This window comes from Accumulibacter sp., assembly GCF_032229525.1.
Lineage (GTDB): Bacteria > Pseudomonadota > Gammaproteobacteria > Burkholderiales > Rhodocyclaceae > Accumulibacter.
Map to the genome: position 1 here is coordinate 1 of NZ_JAVTWB010000023.1, position 18,887 is coordinate 18,887.

The 18,887-nt window shown below is 62.6% G+C and carries 22 protein-coding genes; 9 read left to right on the forward strand and 13 right to left on the reverse strand.

Annotation, left to right across the window (positions count from 1 at the left end):
• The 3 genes from RUW20_RS01790 to RUW20_RS01800 form a co-directional block, all read left to right on the forward strand.
• Positions 1–1,116, forward strand: a 1,116-nt coding sequence (locus tag RUW20_RS01790; RefSeq protein WP_313950477.1) for a flagellar hook-length control protein FliK, incomplete at its 5' end; no start/stop codon positions are given.
• Positions 1,097–1,420, forward strand: a complete 324-nt coding sequence (locus RUW20_RS01795; protein ID WP_313950478.1) for an EscU/YscU/HrcU family type III secretion system export apparatus switch protein — start codon at positions 1,097–1,099, stop codon at positions 1,418–1,420. The genes RUW20_RS01790 and RUW20_RS01795, both read left to right, overlap by 20 nt.
• Before the next feature lie 73 nt (positions 1,421–1,493).
• Complete coding sequence (locus RUW20_RS01800) at positions 1,494–2,297, forward strand: flagellar brake protein (RefSeq protein ID WP_313950479.1); 804 nt, start codon at positions 1,494–1,496, stop codon at positions 2,295–2,297.
• A gap of 110 nt (positions 2,298–2,407) precedes the next feature.
• Here RUW20_RS01800 and frdD read toward each other — a convergent pair whose 3' ends face one another.
• The 10 genes from frdD to gmk all read right to left on the reverse strand — a co-directional run bounded on the left by frdD (position 2,408) and on the right by gmk (position 11,935).
• Positions 2,408–2,776, reverse strand: coding sequence for a fumarate reductase subunit FrdD (frdD, locus tag RUW20_RS01805; protein WP_313950480.1), 369 nt, complete (start codon positions 2,774–2,776; stop codon positions 2,408–2,410).
• Positions 2,773–3,171, reverse strand: coding sequence for a fumarate reductase subunit C (locus RUW20_RS01810; RefSeq protein ID WP_313950481.1), 399 nt, complete (start codon positions 3,169–3,171; stop codon positions 2,773–2,775). Before RUW20_RS01810 ends, frdD begins: the two co-directional genes overlap by 4 nt.
• The gene (locus tag RUW20_RS01815) at positions 3,168–3,923 is read right to left on the reverse strand and encodes a succinate dehydrogenase/fumarate reductase iron-sulfur subunit (RefSeq protein ID WP_313950482.1); all 756 of its coding nucleotides are present in this window, start codon (positions 3,921–3,923) and stop codon (positions 3,168–3,170) included. The genes RUW20_RS01810 and RUW20_RS01815 overlap by 4 nt, the downstream gene beginning before the upstream one ends.
• Positions 3,916–5,703, reverse strand: coding sequence for a fumarate reductase (quinol) flavoprotein subunit (frdA, locus tag RUW20_RS01820; RefSeq protein ID WP_313950483.1), 1,788 nt, complete (start codon positions 5,701–5,703; stop codon positions 3,916–3,918). The genes RUW20_RS01815 and frdA overlap by 8 nt, the downstream gene beginning before the upstream one ends.
• A gap of 100 nt (positions 5,704–5,803) precedes the next feature.
• The gene (gene rquA, locus RUW20_RS01825; RefSeq protein ID WP_313950484.1) at positions 5,804–6,520 is read right to left on the reverse strand and encodes a rhodoquinone biosynthesis methyltransferase RquA; all 717 of its coding nucleotides are present in this window, start codon (positions 6,518–6,520) and stop codon (positions 5,804–5,806) included.
• Positions 6,521–6,776: 256 nt separating this feature from the next.
• A complete protein-coding gene (locus RUW20_RS01830) occupies positions 6,777–7,568 on the reverse strand; it encodes a TatD family hydrolase (protein WP_313950485.1) in 792 nt (263 codons plus the stop codon).
• Positions 7,569–7,630: 62 nt separating this feature from the next.
• On the reverse strand, positions 7,631–8,866 hold the full coding sequence (locus RUW20_RS01835; RefSeq protein ID WP_313950486.1) for a D-amino acid dehydrogenase: 1,236 nt from the start codon (positions 8,864–8,866) through the stop codon (positions 7,631–7,633).
• Positions 8,863–11,028 carry a RelA/SpoT family protein gene (locus RUW20_RS01840; protein ID WP_409559285.1) on the reverse strand — a complete coding sequence of 722 codons (2,166 nt, stop codon included), beginning with the start codon at positions 11,026–11,028 and terminating at the stop codon, positions 8,863–8,865. The genes RUW20_RS01835 and RUW20_RS01840 overlap by 4 nt, the downstream gene beginning before the upstream one ends.
• Positions 11,029–11,101: 73 nt before the next feature.
• On the reverse strand, positions 11,102–11,308 hold the full coding sequence (rpoZ, locus tag RUW20_RS01845) for a DNA-directed RNA polymerase subunit omega (protein ID WP_313950488.1): 207 nt from the start codon (positions 11,306–11,308) through the stop codon (positions 11,102–11,104).
• An 18-nt stretch (positions 11,309–11,326) separates the two neighbouring features.
• Positions 11,327–11,935 carry a guanylate kinase gene (gmk, locus tag RUW20_RS01850; RefSeq protein WP_313950489.1) on the reverse strand — a complete coding sequence of 203 codons (609 nt, stop codon included), beginning with the start codon at positions 11,933–11,935 and terminating at the stop codon, positions 11,327–11,329.
• 219 nt (positions 11,936–12,154) lie between these two features.
• On the opposite strand from gmk, the gene RUW20_RS01855 reads away from it, so the two are divergent.
• On the forward strand, positions 12,155–12,493 hold the full coding sequence (locus RUW20_RS01855; protein WP_313950490.1) for an HdeA/HdeB family chaperone: 339 nt from the start codon (positions 12,155–12,157) through the stop codon (positions 12,491–12,493).
• A gap of 91 nt (positions 12,494–12,584) precedes the next feature.
• On the opposite strand, the gene RUW20_RS01860 is transcribed toward RUW20_RS01855, so the two are convergent.
• From RUW20_RS01860 to RUW20_RS01870, 3 genes are all read right to left on the reverse strand, one after another.
• The gene (locus RUW20_RS01860) at positions 12,585–12,806 is read right to left on the reverse strand and encodes a YMGG-like glycine zipper-containing protein (protein WP_313950491.1); all 222 of its coding nucleotides are present in this window, start codon (positions 12,804–12,806) and stop codon (positions 12,585–12,587) included.
• 10 nt (positions 12,807–12,816) lie between these two features.
• Positions 12,817–13,113, reverse strand: coding sequence for a hypothetical protein (locus RUW20_RS01865; protein ID WP_313950492.1), 297 nt, complete (start codon positions 13,111–13,113; stop codon positions 12,817–12,819).
• A gap of 306 nt (positions 13,114–13,419) precedes the next feature.
• Positions 13,420–14,286, reverse strand: a complete 867-nt coding sequence (locus RUW20_RS01870) for a YicC/YloC family endoribonuclease (RefSeq protein WP_313950493.1) — start codon at positions 14,284–14,286, stop codon at positions 13,420–13,422.
• A 102-nt stretch (positions 14,287–14,388) separates the two neighbouring features.
• On the opposite strand from RUW20_RS01870, the gene RUW20_RS01875 reads away from it, so the two are divergent.
• From RUW20_RS01875 to hemW, 5 genes are read left to right on the forward strand one after another with little or no spacing between them, the layout of a single operon-like run.
• Positions 14,389–15,369 carry a serine/threonine-protein kinase gene (locus RUW20_RS01875; protein ID WP_313950498.1) on the forward strand — a complete coding sequence of 327 codons (981 nt, stop codon included), beginning with the start codon at positions 14,389–14,391 and terminating at the stop codon, positions 15,367–15,369.
• Positions 15,366–16,286 (forward strand): PP2C family protein-serine/threonine phosphatase, encoded by a 921-nt coding sequence (locus RUW20_RS01880; protein WP_313950494.1) that lies wholly within the window; start codon positions 15,366–15,368, stop codon positions 16,284–16,286. Before RUW20_RS01875 ends, RUW20_RS01880 begins: the two co-directional genes overlap by 4 nt.
• 8 nt (positions 16,287–16,294) lie before the next feature.
• On the forward strand, positions 16,295–17,011 hold the full coding sequence (rph, locus tag RUW20_RS01885; RefSeq protein WP_313950495.1) for a ribonuclease PH: 717 nt from the start codon (positions 16,295–16,297) through the stop codon (positions 17,009–17,011).
• A complete protein-coding gene (gene rdgB, locus RUW20_RS01890) occupies positions 17,008–17,595 on the forward strand; it encodes an RdgB/HAM1 family non-canonical purine NTP pyrophosphatase (RefSeq protein ID WP_313950496.1) in 588 nt (195 codons plus the stop codon). Before rph ends, rdgB begins: the two co-directional genes overlap by 4 nt.
• On the forward strand, positions 17,595–18,887 hold the full coding sequence (hemW, locus tag RUW20_RS01895; protein ID WP_313950497.1) for a radical SAM family heme chaperone HemW: 1,293 nt from the start codon (positions 17,595–17,597) through the stop codon (positions 18,885–18,887). The genes rdgB and hemW overlap by 1 nt, the downstream gene beginning before the upstream one ends.

The following is an 18,887-nucleotide window of genomic DNA, read 5'->3' on the forward strand; positions in this document are numbered from 1 at the left end:
CAGCCGCCCGCCGACCTGGCCCTGCGGCCGGCTCTGCCAGCCCAGGAAATCACCGACAAACTGCCGGGCCTGGTCGCCGGGCAGAAATTGCTGGCCGAAATCCAGTCGCTGATGCCCAATGGCACCTACCGCGCCCTGATCAACCAGCGCAGCGTCACCCTGGCTCTGCCCTTTGCCGCCAAGAGCGGTGATGCGCTGGAGCTCGAAGTCGCCGAAAGCAACGGCAAGCTGACCCTCGCCGTCGTCGCCCGCGCCGGCACCGAGGGAGGAAAAGGCGGCGAACTCACCACGGCCAGTTTGAGCCGCACCGGGCAATTGATCAGCAATCTGCTGGCCGGCAGTCGTGACGGCAAAGGCAGCTCGGTGGCGCTGCCGCTCAACGGCAATCAGCCCCTGGCGGCCAACCCGCCGAGAAGCGGGCAGGACCTGGTGCCCCTGCTCAAGCAGGCGATCATCCAGAGCGGCATGTTTTATGAGGCGCATCAGGCGGAATGGGTCGAGGGCCGCTACAGCAAGGCGCAGCTTCTGCAGGAACCGCAGGGGAAGCTGCCACCTGCCACACCCCCTGCCCAACAGGCAGCGCCACCAGGCACTGAGCCAGCAAACGTCGCGCGCACGGCGGCTGCCGAAAGCAGCGTACCAGCGCAGACCATCACCGCCGAGGCAGCAAACAAAGCCACGGCCCAGCCAGCACAGCCTGCCCAACCTGGACAGCTCATTGCCCCGCAGGTACAGACGCTGGTCCAGCATCAACTCGAAGCATTCGCCAGTCAGAATTTTTCCTGGCAGGGACAGCTGTGGCCGGGACAGCAAATCCATTGGCAAATCGAGAGCGAGGCCGACGGCCGTGAACAGGGCGGCGATAATCCGTCGGAAAAATGGCAGACGCGGCTGCGGCTGACCCTTCCCCGGCTCGGCGAGGTCGATGCCCGACTGCGCATCGAGGGTCAGCAGATTACGCTGACCATGATCGCCGACAACGCCGAGACGCGCACCCTGTTGAGTGGCGACGCGGCCACCCTGCGCAGCCAACTGGAAGAGGCGGGGCTGAACCTCGCATCGCTGGGTATCGTGGCCCCGCGGGAAAACAAGGACGATGGCACGAGTTCCGGATGACGGACTAAAAAACGCCGTCGCCCTGGCCTATAGCCAGACCGACGCCGCACCCCGGGTGGTCGCCAAGGGGCGTGGCCTGCTGGCCGAGCAGATCATCGCGCGAGCTCATGAACATGGGGTTTATGTGCATGAATCGGCGGAACTGGTTTCATTGTTGATGCAGGTTGACCTCGATCAGCACATCCCACCACAATTGTATCTGGCGATTGCCGAACTGCTCGCCTGGCTCTATCAGCTGGAGAAAGGCCAGACGGCGCTCACCCCGCCGGCATTTGTCGCTCCCGCGGCGGCGCCAGAACCCTGATCTGATCGTCCTCCGTCACCGCCGCCCGGGTTTTGCAGTAAACTTCCGGCTTGAGCGGATCGCGAGAAAGCACATGGAAGAAACCGACGTTCAGTCAGAGTCAGACGAGGAAGCCCTGCGCTTCGAAATCGAACAGCCCGAGGATTACAGCGAATACCTGTTGCACTCGAAGGCCGATATCGTCGCGGTACTGCGCTCGCTGATCAAACGGAGAGCCTTGGTCAGCGCCTACATTGATCGTGGCAGCGCCTTCCTGCTGACCTCGCTGCTCGCAGTCACCACGGATAGCGACGAACTGGTTCTCGACTGGGGTCGCGACGAGGAGGTCAACCGCCGTGCCTTGCTGGCGGAGCAGCTGATTCTGACCGCCCTGGTCGACAAGGTGAAGGTTCAGTTTACCCTGCGCAATCTCGCCGAAACACGCAGCGACGGGCGTCCGGCCTTCCGCGCCGCCCTGCCCACCAAGCTGCTGCGACTCCAGCGTCGCGAGTATTTTCGTCTGTCGACGCCGATCGCCAAACCAGTCAAATTCGTCGCCACGATCCAGCGCGCTGACGGCAGCGCCCTGGTCGCCGAGGCCTCCCTGCTCGATATCAGCGGCGGCGGCGTCGGCTTGATGGCCACGCCGAGCCTGGCTGCGCTGCTGCCGAGCGGCACCGTCCTGGGCGAGTGCAAGATGACCCTTCCCGATGAGGGACTGCTGGTTGCCCAACTGTGTGTACGCAACAAGTTCGACGTCACCAGCAGGGGTGGCGGCCGCTACGTCCGTGTTGGCTGCGAGTTCATGGCCTTGCCCGGCGGCAAGATGGGCATGGTGCAGCGCTACATCACGCGTGTCGAGCGCGAGCGCAAGGCCCGGCTCAGCGGCATGGCGTAGGAGCGGGAGGGCATCGTCGGTCGGCTGGCGCGCCGGGTGACGAGTCGTGGACCCGCGCCCCCGGGCGGCACGCCCCCCGGCAAAGCCGTGGGGCGTGCCGCCCTTGGCGGCTAGAAGCCGATCGCCAGCAAGGCGTAGGCGGCGATCAAGGTTCCCAGCATGGCGCTGCCGTAGCAGACCAGCTTGGCAAGCAGGCCGGCATGGATACCGATGTCGTGCAAGCTGTGGAAGATACGGTGGGCCGCATGCCACAGGAAGAGCGAGATGATCGCAAAAATGAAGCCCTTGCCGATCAGGTTCTGGGCAAAGGCGAGCATGTTGGCGTAGCTCATGGTGTCCGGCGGCAGCAGGAAACCGAGCGGGATGGCGAGGCCAGTGATCAGCACCAGCATCGGGCCAAAGAGCGCCGACAGCATGCCGCCGGCACCGAACAGCGCCCAGAAAATCGGCGCGTTGGAACGTTTGAGTCCGGGTTTCATCGTGCCATCCCCCATACCAGAGCCAACAGAGCCAGGCTGGCTGCGGCAGCTACCGCCAGCCCACCGCCGGTGATTGCAAAGTCCGGCAGCCGCTTGCCACCAACGACAACCGGTGGCATGGTGCGCGGCATGATCTTGAACCAGGTGTAGGTGTGGTAGCTGATGGCGGCCAGCGCCAGCCAGTGAAAAGCGATGTACAAGGGGTTCTGCAGGCTGGCCAGCCACATCTTCCACGCCGCTTCACCCTGCGACAGGCGCACCAGGCCAGTCAGCAGAATTCCGGCGTAGGCAGCGACGAAAAAGGCGGTTCCTTCGTGAATCATGTACTCGACGAAGAACGGGTTCTTCCGCCACCAACCGGCCATCGGACGAACATAGGGACGACGCTTGTTCACTTGGCACCCCCCTTCGGAGCAAGGAAACGCAGAAAATAGTCCGCTGCGGCATTGGTCTTGTTCTGGTTGACGGCGTTGGCCGGGTCGACATGCTTCGGGCAAACCTCGGAGCAATAGCCCACTGCGGTGCAGTGGAACACGCCCTCTTCGGACGCCACCAGTTCCATGCGCTCGGCTTTGCCGCCATCACGCGAATCGATGTTGTAGCGATGCAGCAAGGCCATCGCTCCCGGTCCGATGAACTCGGAGTTGAGGCCGAACTGCGGACAGGCGGCGTAGCAGAGCATGCAGTTGATGCACGAACTGAACTGCTCGTAGGCGCCGAGTTGCGCGGGCGTCTGCAGGTATTCGCCCTGCGCCAGCGTGCGCTCCTCCTTGGGAATGATGTAGGGCTGGATGCTTTCGAGTTTCTCGATGAAGCCTTCCATGTTGATCACCAGATCGCGCTCGATCGGGAAATGCGCCAGTGCTTCGACCCGCACCCGCGCCGGGTAGTAGTCGCGCAGGAAGGTCTCGCAGGACAGGCTCGGCTCGCCGTTGATCATCATCCCGCAGCTGCCGCAAATGGCCATCCGGCACGACCAGCGAAAGCTCAGCGAGCCATCAAGGTAATCCTTGATGTATTGCACGCCCTGCAATACCGACATGTCGTCGGTAAACGGCACTTCGAACACCTGCTGGTACGGCTTCTGGTCCTTTTCCGGGTGGTAGCGCAGCACCTCGATTTCAATGATTCTCTGATTCTCAGACATGGGATGCCTTCCTTTCCTGCTCTGCCTTTTCGCCGGCAGCACCGTAAGCGCGCGTGCCCGGCTGCGACTTGGTGATCTTGACGGCGCCGTAGTCGATGCGTGGCGCGCCGCCAGCGACATAATGCGCCTGCGAGTGTTTCAGGAAGTTTTCATCGTCGCGTTGCTCGAAGCCGTCCAGGCGCTGATGGGCGCCGCGTGACTCGCGCCGATTGAGCGCCGAATAGGCCATCGTCTGCGCCACGTCGATCTGGTACTCGAGCTCGATGGCGAGTAGCCACTCGGTATTCCAGACGCTCGACTTGTCCTCGACATTGACGTTCTTGAAGCGCTCCTTGAGTTCGTCGAGTTTGTCGCAGGTCGCCTGCATGGTCTCGGCGAGGCGGTAGATGCCGCAGCCCTCCTCCATGGTCTGTGCCATTTCCTTGCGCAGGGTGGCGATGCGTTCGGTCCCGCCAGTGTGCTGCTTCAGACCCTGGACCCGCTGCTCGACCGCCTGCGCCTGCTTGAGCAGGCTGGCCGAATTTCCCGGCGCCGAGGCCTTGGCGAAGCGTGCGGCTTCGACACCGGCCACCTTGCCGAAAACACAGAGCTCCGACAGGGAGTTCGAGCCCAGGCGGTTGGCGCCATGGATGCCGACACTGGAGCATTCGCCGGCCGCGTACAGGCCGGGCAGCGACGAGGCACAAAGACCATCGACCATGATGCCGCCCATGGTGTAATGCACCGCCGGGCGAACCGGGATCGGCTCCAGCGCCGGATCGACGCCGAGAAACTGCTCGGCAAGCTCGTAGATCTGCGGCAGACGCTCGCGCAGCTTGGCTTCGCCGAGATGGCGCAGGTCGAGATGGACCACCGAACCGTGCCGGCCTTCAATGGTGCGGCCCTTCTGCTGCTCGTACCAGAACGCCTGGCTGAGGCGGTCGCGCGGGCCGAGTTCCATGGCCTTGTTGCGCGGTGAGGGCTCGGCCGGGCCAAGACCGTAATCCTGCAGATAGCGATAGCCGTCCTTGTTGACCAGGAAGCCGCCTTCACCGCGGCACGCTTCGGTGAACAGCAGGCCGGTACCGGGCATGCAGGTGGGGTGATACTGGACGAATTCCATGTCCCGCAGCGGCACGCCGTGGCGGTAGGCGAGAGCCATGCCGTCGCCGGTGACCACACCGCCGTTGGTGTTCTCGCGGAAGACCCGGCCGGCGCCACCGGTGGCGATGACCACCGATCGGCCCTCGACCAGAGTGAACTCGCCCGAACCGATCTCGATCGCCACGACACCCTGCACGCGGCCATCCTCGACGACCAGATCGACGCAGAAATGTTCGTCGAAACGCTTGATCGACGGATACTTGATCGACGTCTGGAACAGCGTGTGCAGCATGTGAAAACCGGTCTTGTCGGCAGCGAACCAGGTGCGCTCGATCTTCATGCCGCCGAAGGCGCGGACGTTCACATGGCCATCCGGTGTGCGACTCCACGGACATCCCCAATGCTCGAGCTGGGTCAACTCCTCGGTGCAATGGGCGACGAAGTATTCGACCACATCCTGTTCGCACAACCAGTCACCACCGCCAACCGTGTCATTGAAGTGGTATTCGAGACTGTCGGTCGGCAGCTTCACTCCCGCTGAGCCGCCCTCGGCGGCGACGGTGTGGCTGCGCATCGGGTAGACCTTTGAGACCAGTGCGATCTTGAGGTCCGGATCAGACTCCGCCACGGCGATAGCCGCCCGCAGGCCAGCCCCGCCACCACCGACAATCACGACATCTGCTTTGTAACTCTCCATGCTTCATCCTTTCTCGCGCCGGCCATCGCCAGCCGCGACCAACATCCGAGGAGCCCTGGCGGAACAAACGCACCGCCAGGGCCAGCCGATAATTCAGCGGTCAGCTTGGCGATCCTTGACTTGGCTCGACAAGCTTGAGGGTCAACATTTGATACATACCACCGAAGAAGCGCTGCTTGCTAACCGTAACGAAAGAGTCATCTTTCGGTAACCAGGTAGCGACTTCCTCGCTCAAAAGATCGTGTGCAAAAGGCTCCAGGCGGTCCAGGACCGGCTTCCAGAAGTAGAGCAAGGGATTGAATCGATTGGGCGGCGCATAGTCGACGATGGTCAGCGTGCCACCCGGGCGGACCACCCGCAGCGCTTCAGCCAAAGTGCGCTCGCGCACGGCTTGCGGCTGCTCATGCAGCAAGAAGAACAGCAAGGCCCGATCAAAGCTTGCGTCGGCAAAACCAAGGGCAGCGGAATCCATGCAATGCAACTGAATTGGTGCATCCTTGGGTAGTTTCTTGGCCAGATTCTCCAATTGGATCGGCAGAATATCAGCCACCTCCAGCGACCCCCCAGCGGCCACACAGTCGACCAGTCTTGGCGTCAAATCGCCGTAGGCACAGGCAATCTGCAGCGTGCGGCCGGGCAAATCGTGACCGTAATCATGGAGCACCGCATTGCACAAACGCTTGTAGTTGCCCCAGAGAATCAGATTCACCAGCCACTGCCGCTCGAAGACATGCACCGCTCGCGGATGGACATAGGCCCACCAATAGTGGGCCTGCAGGTAGTGAGGTACAGCGGGGGCGCTGTCCTTGACGGCCACGCACGTAGCCGCCGTTCGATCCAGATCGTTTTTCATTTTGTGAGGATGCCAATGGTTGTCTTCAGCAGGATGATTGCGAGACTGGCACACCCGAGCGAAGCCTACGCATTGAACCTGCGCGCCCCTTCGGCCAAGCACCTGTCTCACGCCCTGCTCACTCCCTGGCTCGCTGCTCACTCTTTGAGAAAAATCGGAAGCCCGAAGCCGTCAGGCGGTAACGTAACCGATCAGTCAGTCAAACGCAACTGAGAGTCTTTCACAATGAGACTCTTTCACAATGTGGCAGCACGGCCAGCGCATTCGCCGTGGTGGCGCTCGCCAGCACGTCAGCATCGATGTCACGCAAGTCCGCCAGCACTTCGCTGATGCGCAGCAACTGGTCTGGCGTGTTCCGCCCGCCGGCCAACCACGCCGGAGGCATGTCGGGAGCGTCGGTTTCGAGGACGATCGAATCGAGCGGCAAGGAAGCCGCCAGGCGGCGGATGCGCGTCGAGCCGGCATAGGTCATGGCGCCACCGAAACCGAGCTTGAAGCCCAGCTTGATGAACTCGTCGGCCTGTTGGCGACTGCCGTTGAAGGCGTGTGCGATGCCGCCCTTGACCCTGATCCGGCGCAGGTGCTTGAGCACCTGATCGACCGAGCGACGAACATGGAGGAGCACCGGTAGCTCGGTCTCCCGGGCAATCTTGAGTTGTTCGACAAAAAACTCCTCCTGCCGATCGAACGCCGGGTCGCTGACAAACAGGTCGAGGCCGATCTCGCCGACGGCGACCGGCCGATCAGGCCCGGCCATACTGCGCTGCAGCCAGTCGGACAAGGCAGCGAGATCGGCCTGCCTGGCGTGCCGCACGAAAAGCGGGTGAATGCCGTAAGCTGGCGCGCAGTCGGGATAGCGCGCGCAACAGTCGCGCACCTCGGCAAAGCTGGCGACATCGACCGCCGGCACAACGATCACCCGCACACCGGCAGCACCGGCCGCTGCCGCCACCTCGTCCCGATCTGTCGCGAAATCGACAGCGGCCAGGTGACAATGGGTGTCAATCAGCATCGCCGGCCGCCCAGGGTGTGGATCGTTGCACGCACGCTGCTTCCTGGAGCACCGGCGTGGCGTCAGAGAAAACGGAAGGGCGGCTCGGGAGGCCGACCGCTGATGATATCGGCCAGCGCGGCGCCCGAACCACAGGCCATTGTCCAGCCCAGCGTGCCATGGCCGGTGTTGACGTACAGATTGGCAATCGGCGAGCGTCCGATCAGGGGCACGTTGGACGGTGTCGCCGGCCGCAGGCCGCACCAGAATTCAGCGTCGCCGGCCGGCCGCAAAGCCGGGAAGAGCTCGCCGGCTCTGCGCATCAGGGCGCCGCAACGCGTGGCGTTGAGCTCGGTGTTGTAACCATTGAACTCGGCCGTTCCGGCGACTCGCAGACGTTGACCCAGACGGGAAAAGACGATCTTGTGGCCGTCATCGGTAAGACTGACGCTCGGCGCCACGCTGTCCGCTCCCAGCGGGATGGTCGCCGAGTAACCCTTCGCCGGATAAACCGGCAGACGCAGCCCGAGTGGGCGCAACAACAACGGCGTGTAACTGCCCAGCGCAGCGACATAGGCGTCGGCCTGGTGCAACTCGCCTGCGGCGAGCGCTCCGACAATGCGGCCACCGGCGACGCTCAGCCGATCGACGCTGACGCCGTAGCGAAAGGCGACGCCACGCGCCGCACAGCGAGCAGCAAGCTGCTGCGTGAAGCGATGCGCGTCGCCGGATTCGTCGTCGGCCGTGTAGTCGCCGCCGACCAGCAGCGACCTCGCCGGTGCCAGCGCCGGCTCAATGGCGAGGCATTCCTCGACGCTCACCGTTCGTCGTTCGCAGCCAAAATCTCGCATCACGGCCGCCGCTTTGACAGCCGCGGCAAACTCGCGCCGATCGGTGTAGACGTGCAGGATGCCACGCTCGAGATGATCGTAGACCAGCGAAGTTTCGGCGCGCAAGGCCCGCAGCTGGCGGCGGCTGTAAAGGGCGAGCGCAACGATGGAGCGGATATTGTCACGCGTTCGCTGGGCCGTGCACTCGCGCAAGAAGCGCAGGCTCCAATCCAGCAGAGCGGCATCCCAGCGCAAACGGAACAGCAGAGGCGCATCTTCACGCCCCATCCAGCCCAGCGCGCGTAAGGGCGCATGCGGATTCGCCCACGGCTCGGCGTGCGAGACGGAAATCTGGCCACCGTTGGCGAAGCTGGTTTCCATTCCGGCCGCCGGTTGGCGATCCACCACCGTCACCTGATGTCCCGCACTGGCCAGATACCAGGCGCTGGTGACGCCAACGACACCGGCACCGAGAACCAGAATTCTCAAGCAGTGAGCCCTTGCTCACGAGAAATGCGGACCACTTCCGGGATACGGCGCAGGCTACGCATCAGGCGCGCCAGCGACGTGCGGCCGGCCACCTTGACGGTGAAATGCAGCGTGGTATACAGCCCCGTATGCTTGTCGTCCATGTTCACGTGCTCGATGTTGGTTCCGGAACTCGATATCTCGGTGGCGATACGGCCCAGGGCGCCGAGCGTATTCTGTACCACGATTTGCAGGCGGACGCTGAACAACTGGCCCGGTTCGGGTTCCCACTCGACGTTGATCCACTTTGTCGGTCGGGCACTGCGCGCCTTGCGGATCGCCGGACAATCGTGGGTATGGATGACCAGCCCCTTGCCCTTCCAGATCGAACCAATGATCGGGTCCCCGGGAATCGGTTGGCAACACGGCGCGAACTGCACCGCCAGGCCTTCCGTGCCACGAACGATCAGCGAGGGTTCCCCCCTGTCAGAGGGCTGCGGCACTTTTTCCTTGGTCAGCAGGCGGCGCGCGACGACACCGGCCAGGCGGAAACCGAGACCGATGTCGGTGTACACCTCCTTGACCAGCTTGTTGCCGGAATCGCGCAGCACGCTCTTCCAGCGCGCAACCGGCACCTCGGCGGCGGCCACGCCGAGCGCCCGCAACTCCTCGTCAAGCATCTTCTCGCCAAGCACCGTAGACTCGTCGTGATGCGCCGTCTTGACGTAGTGGCGAATCTTGCTGCGCGCACGGCCGGTCTTGACGAAATTCAGCCAGTCGGCAACCGGATGGGCATCGGCGGCGGTGACGATCTCGACCCGATCGCCATTGGTCAGCTCTGTTGCCAGCGGCATCAGGTTGAAGTTGATTCTGGCCGTGACGCAATGATTGCCAATATCGGTGTGCACCGCGTAGGCCAGGTCGACCGCCGTTGCGCCGCGTGGCAAGGGGATGATCCTGCCCTTGGGCGTAAAAACGTAGATCTCGTGCGGAAACAGATCGACCTTGACGTGGTCGAGAAACTCGGAGGAATCGCCGGTCGCACTTTGCAGGTCGAGCAAGGAGTGAAACCACTTGGTCGTCTTCTGTTGCAGCTCGGCACCAAAGGAATCACTGTCTTTGTACAACCAGTGCGAGGCGACCCCTTCCTGCGCGACGTTGTCCATCGCCGGGGTGCGTATCTGCACCTCGAACGGAGTACCGTGCGGACCGATCAGCGTGGTATGCAAAGACTGGTAGCCGTTGGGCTTGGGAATGGCGATGTAATCCTTGAATTTTCCCGGCACGGGTTTGTAAAGCCCGTGCAGTGCGCCGAGGGCGAGGTAGGTGGTGGGCACATCGCCAACCACCACACGAAAACCGTAGACATCGAGCACCTGCGAGAACGAGAGCCGCTTGTCGAGCATCTTGCGATAGATCGAGTACAGGCTCTTCTCCCGACCGAAGACCTGCGCCTCGATCTGGGCGGTACCCAACTTGCCCTTGATGCCCTCGAGGATCCGCGACAGCAGCTCGCGCCGATTGCCTCGCGCGGCCTTCAGCGCGCGCCCCAGAACGCGCGCGCGCATCGGATAGATCAACTGAAAAGAGAGATCCTGCAACTCGCTGAACAGCGTATTAAGGCCGAGCCGGTTGGCAATCGGCGCGTAAATTTCCAGGGTCTCGCGAGCGATGCGGCGGCGCTTGTCGGCCCGAACCGCCGCCATCGTTTGCAGATTGTGGTGGCGGTCGGCAAGCTTGATCAGCACCACCCGCAAGTCGCTCGCCATGGCCATCAGCATCTTGCGGAAGTTTTCTGCCTGCGCGTCTTCCTGCGACTGGAACTCGAGTTTGTCGAGCTTCGACAGGCCATCGACTAGATCCGCGACTGGCTGGCCGAAATGCTCGACGATCTCGCTCTTGCTGACCGACGTGTCCTCCATCACGTCGTGCAACAGCGCCGCAACCACCCCCTTCGCATCCACTTGCCATTCGGCGATCGCCCCGGCGACCGCCAGGGGATGGGTGATGTAGGGTTCTCCCGACTGCCGTATCTGGCCGCGATGTGCGGCCTCACTGAACAGATAGGCCTTGCGGACGACCTCAATTTCGTCCGGCGGCAGGTAGCTCAGACTGTCGATGAAAACCCGGTAAGCCGGATCATCCTCGGCAGGAAGAAAGTCTGGTGTGTTGTCAGCCACCAGCGTTTCACCGCGGATACTTGCGGCGGCGCCCGATTCCACGATTACGCACGGGGTGGGCGAAGTCGTGCCGGGGTCAGGCTTGACCGCGGTTGAGGACTTCCAGACCGACCTGACCAGCCGCCAGTTCGCGCAGGGCGATCACCGTCGGCTTGTCCCGACCGGCTTCCACCAGCGGGGAGGCGCCAGCGGCAAGCTGACGTGCGCGATAAGTCGCCGCCAAGGTCATCTGAAAGCGATTCGGAATGCGATGCAAACAGTCGTCTACGGTTACTCTGGCCATGCAATTCTCCCAAAGGAATCAGATCATTGTCGCGAAAAGGATGGAATGGCGCTGACACTGCACAGCGTAACGGAGTCGCGAGGCACCTACTACCGCCAACAGGTCGTGCAACGCGCACTGCAGATCGTCGTTGATAATAACATAGTCAAATTCGCCCACATGTCGCATCTCTTCGCGTGCCGCCGCGACTCGCCGCGCGATGGTCTCGGCACTGTCGGTTCCCCGCGCGCGCAGACGACGTTCAAGCGCATCGAGCGAAGGCGGCAGAATGAAAACGCCGATTGCCGCCGGAAACAATCGCCGCACTTGCTGTGCCCCCTGCCAGTCGATCTCGAGCAGCACATCCTGGCCAGCATGCAGCGCCGACTCGATGCCGCTGGTCGACGTGCCGTAGTAATTCCCATGCACTTCTGCCCACTCGAGAAAGCCCTCATTCCGGACTTCGTCGAGAAAGTCCGGCACCCCGACAAAGTGGTATTCGAAACCATCCCGCTCGCCAGCGCGCGGCGCGCGGGTGGTGTGCGAAATTGACAACCGGATCCCCGGATCGTTTTCGAGCAGGCGGCGAACCAGCGTCGTTTTTCCAGCACCGGACGGTGCCGTGACGATGTAGAGTTGTCCGATCATGGAGCGCTGAGCCGGCGAATGCGAAGCCTCGATTGTACCTGTGACGGGATCCGTTGGCGCCTGTCGGCGGTCATCGTGGGTCGCCGCCGGCACCGGATCTTCCCGATTCGACACGCGTGGACTTTTCGTCGACATGGACTAGCCGGGTCTTACAGTGGACAATCAGCATCCTGAGACGATCACCTGGCCAGGAGCTCCGCAATGTTTCGATCGAAGGTCATGCTACGAACTCTTCTGCTGCTTGCTGCGATGACGGCAACGCACGCCGGTGCTGCGATCCCGATCAAGCTCCTCGGCTTCGACGACATGTCATGTCGCGTCTGGTCAGAATCAAAGAACGATGCCGAGCAACGCGCGACCTTCGTCGCCTGGGTGCGCGGCGTTATCACTGGCCACAACTACGTCAACCGCAGCCACCAGGTATCGAGCATCTCCGAAGGAACCGTCGAAAAGTATGTCAATCGTTACTGCACAACCAACCCGAGCGGCGACTTCAGCGATGCAGCATTTCGTCTGAGCGACCAGTTTTCGGGCCGCAACGAGGCGATCACCAAGTAAGAGAAGAGCCGCTAACGCGGCTCTTCTGCTTTCACAGCTGGCTGACATCCGGCCAGTAGGGAGCAGCTGCTGCCCCGCGCTGCGCGCGCGCCTATTGCTGTTTGCCCTTCATGTTTCCCACCGTCCCACCAAGAATCCCGCCAATCGCTGCCCCGGTCCACCCGTTACCGCCAGAGATTGCTGCAATTCCAGCCCCTGCAGCCGCGCCAATCGCGGCCCCACTGACCGTTCCCTGCTCGCGCGGCGTCATGTTGGTGCATCCCACCACGGTCAAGGCAGACGCCATTACCAGAGCCAATCCAGTTCTGTTCATTTCTCGCCCCTTATTTGTTCGTTTTTAGACCAGGCACGACCATTTCGAACCAGAGGGTCTCGATCACCGGCCGCTGCAACTGCTCGGGATGCTCCGCGTACCACCGGTCCAGCACTTCGAGCACGGAGTCCAGCGTCTGGCCCTTCATGCCTTTGACAACGCGCGGCGAAAAGTCACTGACATTGCCCGTCGCACCATCGCCCTGATACGCCATGTCGACGTGGATGGCATTCGCCAGGCCAACGATGTAGGCCTTCTTGACCTCCGGCGCAGATTTTGTCCAGTGCGTGCCATCGACCAGCGGCACTTCTCCGGCACCAGCGGTAGCGGTGCCGCAGGTGATCAGAACGGCAACGCACGCGGCAGATGCTGCGCCCCTCAGCTTACGAAAAAGCGATTTAGTCGCCATGACTCTGCCCTCCAGAATGGGAGCGCTAACGCTAGCACACGACGATCGCTGTTTGAAGCGAAATCTTGTCGCGACAACAGCCGGCAGTCGCCAACCGAAACGCTCGCTGGCAAGATCACGACCCTGCGCTTGGCACCGTCGCGAACGCCACTTACTTCTGCGCGGAGAGCGGCTACAGGACGTTTCCTGATCCGGCGCGATTCACTACTCCAGGTTCTGCACCTGCTCGCGCATCTGCTCGATGAGCAGCTTGAACTCGATCGCCAAGCGCGAGAACTCCGCAACCAGCGACTTGGAGCCGAGAGTATTGGCTTCGCGGTTGAGTTCCTGCATCAGGAAATCCAGGCGCTTGCCACTTGCCCCACCGGTTTCGAGTACCCGCTCGACCTCATCGAGATGGGTCGACAAGCGCGCCAGTTCCTCGGCGACGTCGATGCGCGCGGCGAATATGGCCACCTCCTGGCGGAGGCGTTCGTCATCCACGGTACCCAGAGCGTCAAGCAGACGCTGCCTGAGTTTATCGTTGAACGCTGTCAGGGCCGCCGGAACGCGCGGCTCGATTTCGCACACCAGCTCGCGCATGCGGGCTAGCCGTTCGAGGATGACACTGGCCAGCTTCTCTCCCTCGCGCGCGCGACTGGCCGCGAACTCATCGAGCACCTCGCTGGCCAGGGCCAGACAAGCCGGCAGCACGGTTTCGATATCCGGCGAGTCATCGCCAAAGATACCCGGCCAGCGCAGCACGTCGTTGACCGCCAGCGGCGCGGCGAGGGGCAATTTCTTCCGGATCTCGTCGTCGAAGGACTCGAGCTGTTCGAGCAGGTCGGCATTCAGGCTCGCTCGCTTGCCACCACCCGCCGCAGGAACGAAGCTGACACGACACTCCAGCTTGCCGCGGGAGACGCGTTCGCCAAACAACTCGCGCAGCGCCGGTTCGACGATGCGCAGTTCGTCGCAGACTCGAAAGTGGTAATCGAGGTAGCGTGAGTTGACGCTTTTCAACTCGATCTGCAATGCGCCACCCTTGACGGTGCGCGTCGCCCCGGCATAGCCGGTCATGCTGTAAATCATTGAAATCCTGACATGTGGGCGGAGGGGGTCTGCAGCCGGCTTTACAGGCCACCCCCAAAGACCGGACAATGGCCGACTCTCTGAATGATAGCTTTGACACCGATGGTGCAACAAGCGAACCACGCTCTCCCTGTTGCTTTCCAACTCGACGAGTATCGTATCGAGCATCAGCTTTCGCTGGGCGGTTTCTCGATCGTCTATGTGGCGACCGACAGTCAGGGAACACAGGTCGCGATCAAGGAGTACCTGCCCAATACGCTTGCCCTGCGTGGCGAAGGCGGCATTTCACCGATCATCACGGAAGAGCATCTACCCGCCTTCCGTTACGGCATGAAGTGCTTTTTCGAAGAAGGCCGGGCATTGGCCGGGCTTTCTCACCCGAACGTGATTCGGGTGCTGAACTTCTTTCGTGCCAACGACACGGTCTATATGGTGATGGAGTACGAACACGGCTGTACGCTGCAAGAGCTGATCCAGACCAACCGACCCGGGGTCACCGAAAACTTTATCCGCAACGTTTTCACCAAAATGCTCAACGGCCTGCGCGAGGTACACTCGCACCGCTTGCTTCATCTTGACCTCAAGCCATCGAACATCTACATGCGCAACAAGCACGTGCCGGTGCTGATCGACTTTGGTGCGGCACGCCAAACGCTGGCCTGCGACACGCCAATGCTCAAACCGATGTACACGCCGGGCTTTGCCTCGCCGGAGCACTACAACCAGCGGGAACTGCTCGGCCCGTGGAGCGATATCTACAGCGTCGGCGCCTCGATGTATGCCTGCATCGCAGCCAGCACGCCGCAACCGGCCGACGCTCGCCTGGACAAGGATCATCTGCCCCCCGCAATGGTGCGCTGGGAAGGGCTGTACTCGGACCAGTTGCTCGAGACGATCGACTGGTGCCTGTGCCTGAACCATCGCTATCGGCCGCAAAGCGTCTTCGCACTGCAGAAAGCCCTTACCGAACCGGTCGTTGCGGCGCCGAAGATGATCAGTGAACCGGACGTCGAGCAGCCACTGCTGAAAGAAAACTGGTTCGACCAGATGGTCGGAAAACTGAAGAAATCCAGAAACCAATGAAATTCACCATTTACCAGGAAAGCCGCACCGGCAAGCGTGCCAACAACGAAGACCGACTGGCGCACTGCTACTCGCGCGACAGTCTGTTGATGGTCATTGCCGATGGCATGGGCGGCCACTACTATGGCGAGGTGGCCGCCCAGATCGCCGTGCAGACGCTCACGCAGGCCTTCCAGCGCGAGTTCCAGACCCGGATTCGGGACCCTTTCATGTTCCTCCAGAAGGAAATGCTCAACGCCCACCGCGGCATTCTCGACTTTGCCGGCAAGCACCACCTGCTGGACTCGCCACGCACCACCTGCGTCGCCTGCATCATCCAGAACAATATTGCTTACTGGGCACACTCGGGCGATTCCCGCCTCTATCTGCTGCGCAAGGGGAAAGTCCTCGCCCAGACCAGGGATCACTCGCGGGTCAGGCTGCTGCTCGACAAGGGCACCATCACCGTCGAGGAAGCGGCCACCCACCCGGATCGCAACAAGATCTACGGCTGCCTGGGCGGCCAGCAAAACCCGGAGATCGAGTTTTCGCGCAAGATGACGCTTGAAGCCGCCGACGTGCTGGTGCTGTGCACTGACGGCGCCTGGAACGAACTGCCCGACGACGTCCTGGCGGCTGCCCTGAAGACCACCAATCTGTCGGCTGCCGTGCCCACCCTGCTTTCCCAGGCAGAAGGCCGCAGCGGACCGCATGCCGACAATCTGTCGATGATCGCCGTACGCTGGGAAGACACCTACGTCGATCGGAGCAGCGGTAGCAGCAGTCTGATATCGACCAAGTCGATGCCGCGCGACACGGTTGCTACTCAGATGGACGAATTCGGGCGAAAACCCGGCCACAAGACGGAACTCACCGAAGCCGAGATCGAACTCGCCATCGAGGAGATCCGCTCGACCATCCAGAAGTACTCCAAATAGGAACCTGCATGCGCCCCAGCCACCGTCAACTGTCGCAGCTGCGCGACGTCCGCGTTGCCCGCAAATTCACCCGCCACGCCGAAGGTTCGGTGCTGATCGAAATGGGCGACACGCGCGTTCTGTGTACGGCCAGCGTCGAAGAGTCGGTACCCCCTTTCCTACGCGGCGGCGGACAGGGCTGGGTCACCGCCGAGTACGGCATGCTGCCGCGCTCGACACATACGCGCAGCGGCCGGGAAGCGACCAAAGGCAAGCAGACTGGCCGCACCCAGGAGATCCAGCGCCTGATCGGTCGCGCGCTGCGTGCCGTCATCGATCTCAAGGCGCTGGGCGAGCGCCAGATCACGCTCGATTGCGACGTCCTGCAGGCCGACGGCGGAACGCGCTGCGCCGCGATCACCGGCGCCTGGCTGGCGCTCAACGATGCCTGCGAGCACCTCGTCGGCAACGGCAAGATCGCCGCCAACCCGATCCGGGATCATGTCGCCGCGGTCTCGGTCGGGATCTACAACGGCGCCGCCGTACTCGACCTCGACTATGCCGAGGACTCGAACTGCGACACCGACATGAACGTGGTAATGACCGGCAGTGGTGGCATCGTCGAGGTCCAGGGGACCGCCGAAGGCGAGCCCTTTACACGTCTTCAGATGCTCGAGTTGCTCGACCTGGCTGATGCTGGAATCGCTCAACTGATTGCCCGGCAGAAAGCGTCCCTGGCGCCATGAAACTCGTCCTCGCTTCGAACAACAGCAAGAAACTGAAAGAGCTCGACGCCATTCTCTCCCCGCTCGGCTGGGAACTCGTCCCACAGGGCCAGCTCAATGTCCCCGAAGTCGAAGAGCCGCACTGCACCTTCGTCGAGAATGCGCTGACCAAGGCCCGCCACGCGTCGCTGCTGACCGGCCTGCCGGCGCTGGCTGATGACTCCGGCCTGTGTGTCGACGCCCTGGGCGGCGCCCCTGGCGTGCAATCCGCCCGCTACGCCGGCGAACCTCGATCCGACGCCCGGAACAACGAAAAGCTGCTCGCCGAACTCGGCGAAAACTGCCAACGCGCGGCCCACTACGTGGCGGTCATCGTCTTTGTCCGCCACGCGGAGGACCCGCAGCCGATCATCGCCGAAGGCGAATGGCATGGCGAAATCCTGTCGACAGCACGCGGTGACAGTGGCTTTGGCTACGATCCACTGTTCTACGTCAGCGAGCTCGACCTGAGCGCCGCCGAACTCGACGCCGCCGAGAAAAACCGCCGCTCACACCGCGGCCAGGCGCTGGCGCGTCTCGTCGAGCATCTGCTGGCACGTCGCTGATGCCCGAGCAACCGAGCCGAAGGATCATTCCGCTGATCCCGGCTCGGGACCTTGCGCCGACAAGCCGCCGGGAGATCCTGTTTCGCAACCAACCACCGCTGTCGCTCTACGTCCATGTGCCCTGGTGCGTGCACAAGTGCCCCTACTGCGATTTCAACTCGCACGCCTTACCGCGAGCGAAGAACGCCGATCAATCGCCAGCGGTCATTCCCGAAGACGAGTACCTGGCGGCCCTGATCGCCGACCTCGAATCGGCACTACCGCTGATCTGGGGACGCCGGATCGACAGCGTCTTCTTCGGCGGCGGCACGCCCAGCCTGCTTTCCGGCGAGGGGGTCGATCAATTCCTGGCTGCCTTGCGCAGCCGCCTGCCGTTTCTGCCCGACGCCGAGATCACCCTCGAGGCCAACCCGGCAAGCGTCGAAGCAGGGAAGTTCGCCGCCTTTCGCGCGGCTGGCATCAACCGCCTGTCGATCGGCATCCAGAGCTTCAACGCGAAGCACCTCAAGGCCCTCGGCCGCGTCCACGACGATCACGAAGCCCGACAGGCGGTGGCGATTGCCGCCAGATACTTCGAGAATTTCAATCTCGACCTGATCTACGGGCTGCCCGGGCAAAGCGTGGCGGAGGCGCTGGCCGACATCGACACCGCGCTGTCCTTTGCCCCACCGCACCTGTCCTGCTATCAACTGACCATCGAACCGAACACCGCCTTCGCCGCCCGACCACCCGTCCTGCCCGATCCGGACAGTTGCGCAGACATGCAGGACGCCATCGAGGCCAGGCTGGCAGTCGCTGGCTACCGCCATTATGAAACTTCGGCCTTTGCACGGACTGGCCATCAGTGCCGGCACAACCTCAATTACTGGCAGTTTGGTGATTACCTGGGTATCGGCGCCGGCGCACACAGCAAGCTGACCCTGCAGGATCGCGTCCTGCGCCAGATGCGCTGGAAGCAACCCGAGCAGTATCTGGCCAAGGTCGCCGCCGGCACAGCGCTACAGGAAGAATTCGCCGTCGCCGCCGCGGACCTGCCGTTCGAATTCATGCTCAACGCGCTGCGGCTGATCGATGGTTTCGATGCACAGTTGTTCGCCTTGCGCACCTCCCTGCCGCTGGTCTGCATCGACAGCGAACTGCGACGGGCCGAGCGCGACGGCCTGATCGAGCGCGACCAGCAACGTATCGCGCCAAGCGACCGCGGCCGGCGCTTTCTCAACCAGCTGCTCGAGCGCTTCCTGGTTGCCCCTGGCAACCAGCCTGCAAACCCCCGCCCGGGAAACCCCGGCTAA

What these genes read in the sequence shown, in the direction of transcription:
- RUW20_RS01795 (WP_313950478.1), top strand. Translation starts at nt 1,097, where the DNA reads ATGGCACGAGTTCCGGATGACGGACTAAAAAACGCCGTCGCCCTGGCC.
- RUW20_RS01800 (WP_313950479.1), top strand. Translation starts at nt 1,494, where the DNA reads ATGGAAGAAACCGACGTTCAGTCAGAGTCAGACGAGGAAGCCCTGCGC.
- frdD (WP_313950480.1), bottom strand. Translation starts at nt 2,776, where the DNA reads ATGAAACCCGGACTCAAACGTTCCAACGCGCCGATTTTCTGGGCGCTG.
- RUW20_RS01815 (WP_313950482.1), bottom strand. Translation starts at nt 3,923, where the DNA reads ATGTCTGAGAATCAGAGAATCATTGAAATCGAGGTGCTGCGCTACCAC.
- frdA (WP_313950483.1), bottom strand. Translation starts at nt 5,703, where the DNA reads ATGGAGAGTTACAAAGCAGATGTCGTGATTGTCGGTGGTGGCGGGGCT.
- RUW20_RS01830 (WP_313950485.1), bottom strand. Translation starts at nt 7,568, where the DNA reads ATGCTGATTGACACCCATTGTCACCTGGCCGCTGTCGATTTCGCGACA.
- rpoZ (WP_313950488.1), bottom strand. Translation starts at nt 11,308, where the DNA reads ATGGCCAGAGTAACCGTAGACGACTGTTTGCATCGCATTCCGAATCGC.
- gmk (WP_313950489.1), bottom strand. Translation starts at nt 11,935, where the DNA reads ATGATCGGACAACTCTACATCGTCACGGCACCGTCCGGTGCTGGAAAA.
- RUW20_RS01855 (WP_313950490.1), top strand. Translation starts at nt 12,155, where the DNA reads ATGCTACGAACTCTTCTGCTGCTTGCTGCGATGACGGCAACGCACGCC.
- RUW20_RS01860 (WP_313950491.1), bottom strand. Translation starts at nt 12,806, where the DNA reads ATGAACAGAACTGGATTGGCTCTGGTAATGGCGTCTGCCTTGACCGTG.
- RUW20_RS01870 (WP_313950493.1), bottom strand. Translation starts at nt 14,286, where the DNA reads ATGATTTACAGCATGACCGGCTATGCCGGGGCGACGCGCACCGTCAAG.
- RUW20_RS01875 (WP_313950498.1), top strand. Translation starts at nt 14,389, where the DNA reads ATGGTGCAACAAGCGAACCACGCTCTCCCTGTTGCTTTCCAACTCGAC.
- RUW20_RS01880 (WP_313950494.1), top strand. Translation starts at nt 15,366, where the DNA reads ATGAAATTCACCATTTACCAGGAAAGCCGCACCGGCAAGCGTGCCAAC.
- rph (WP_313950495.1), top strand. Translation starts at nt 16,295, where the DNA reads ATGCGCCCCAGCCACCGTCAACTGTCGCAGCTGCGCGACGTCCGCGTT.
- rdgB (WP_313950496.1), top strand. Translation starts at nt 17,008, where the DNA reads ATGAAACTCGTCCTCGCTTCGAACAACAGCAAGAAACTGAAAGAGCTC.
- hemW (WP_313950497.1), top strand. Translation starts at nt 17,595, where the DNA reads ATGCCCGAGCAACCGAGCCGAAGGATCATTCCGCTGATCCCGGCTCGG.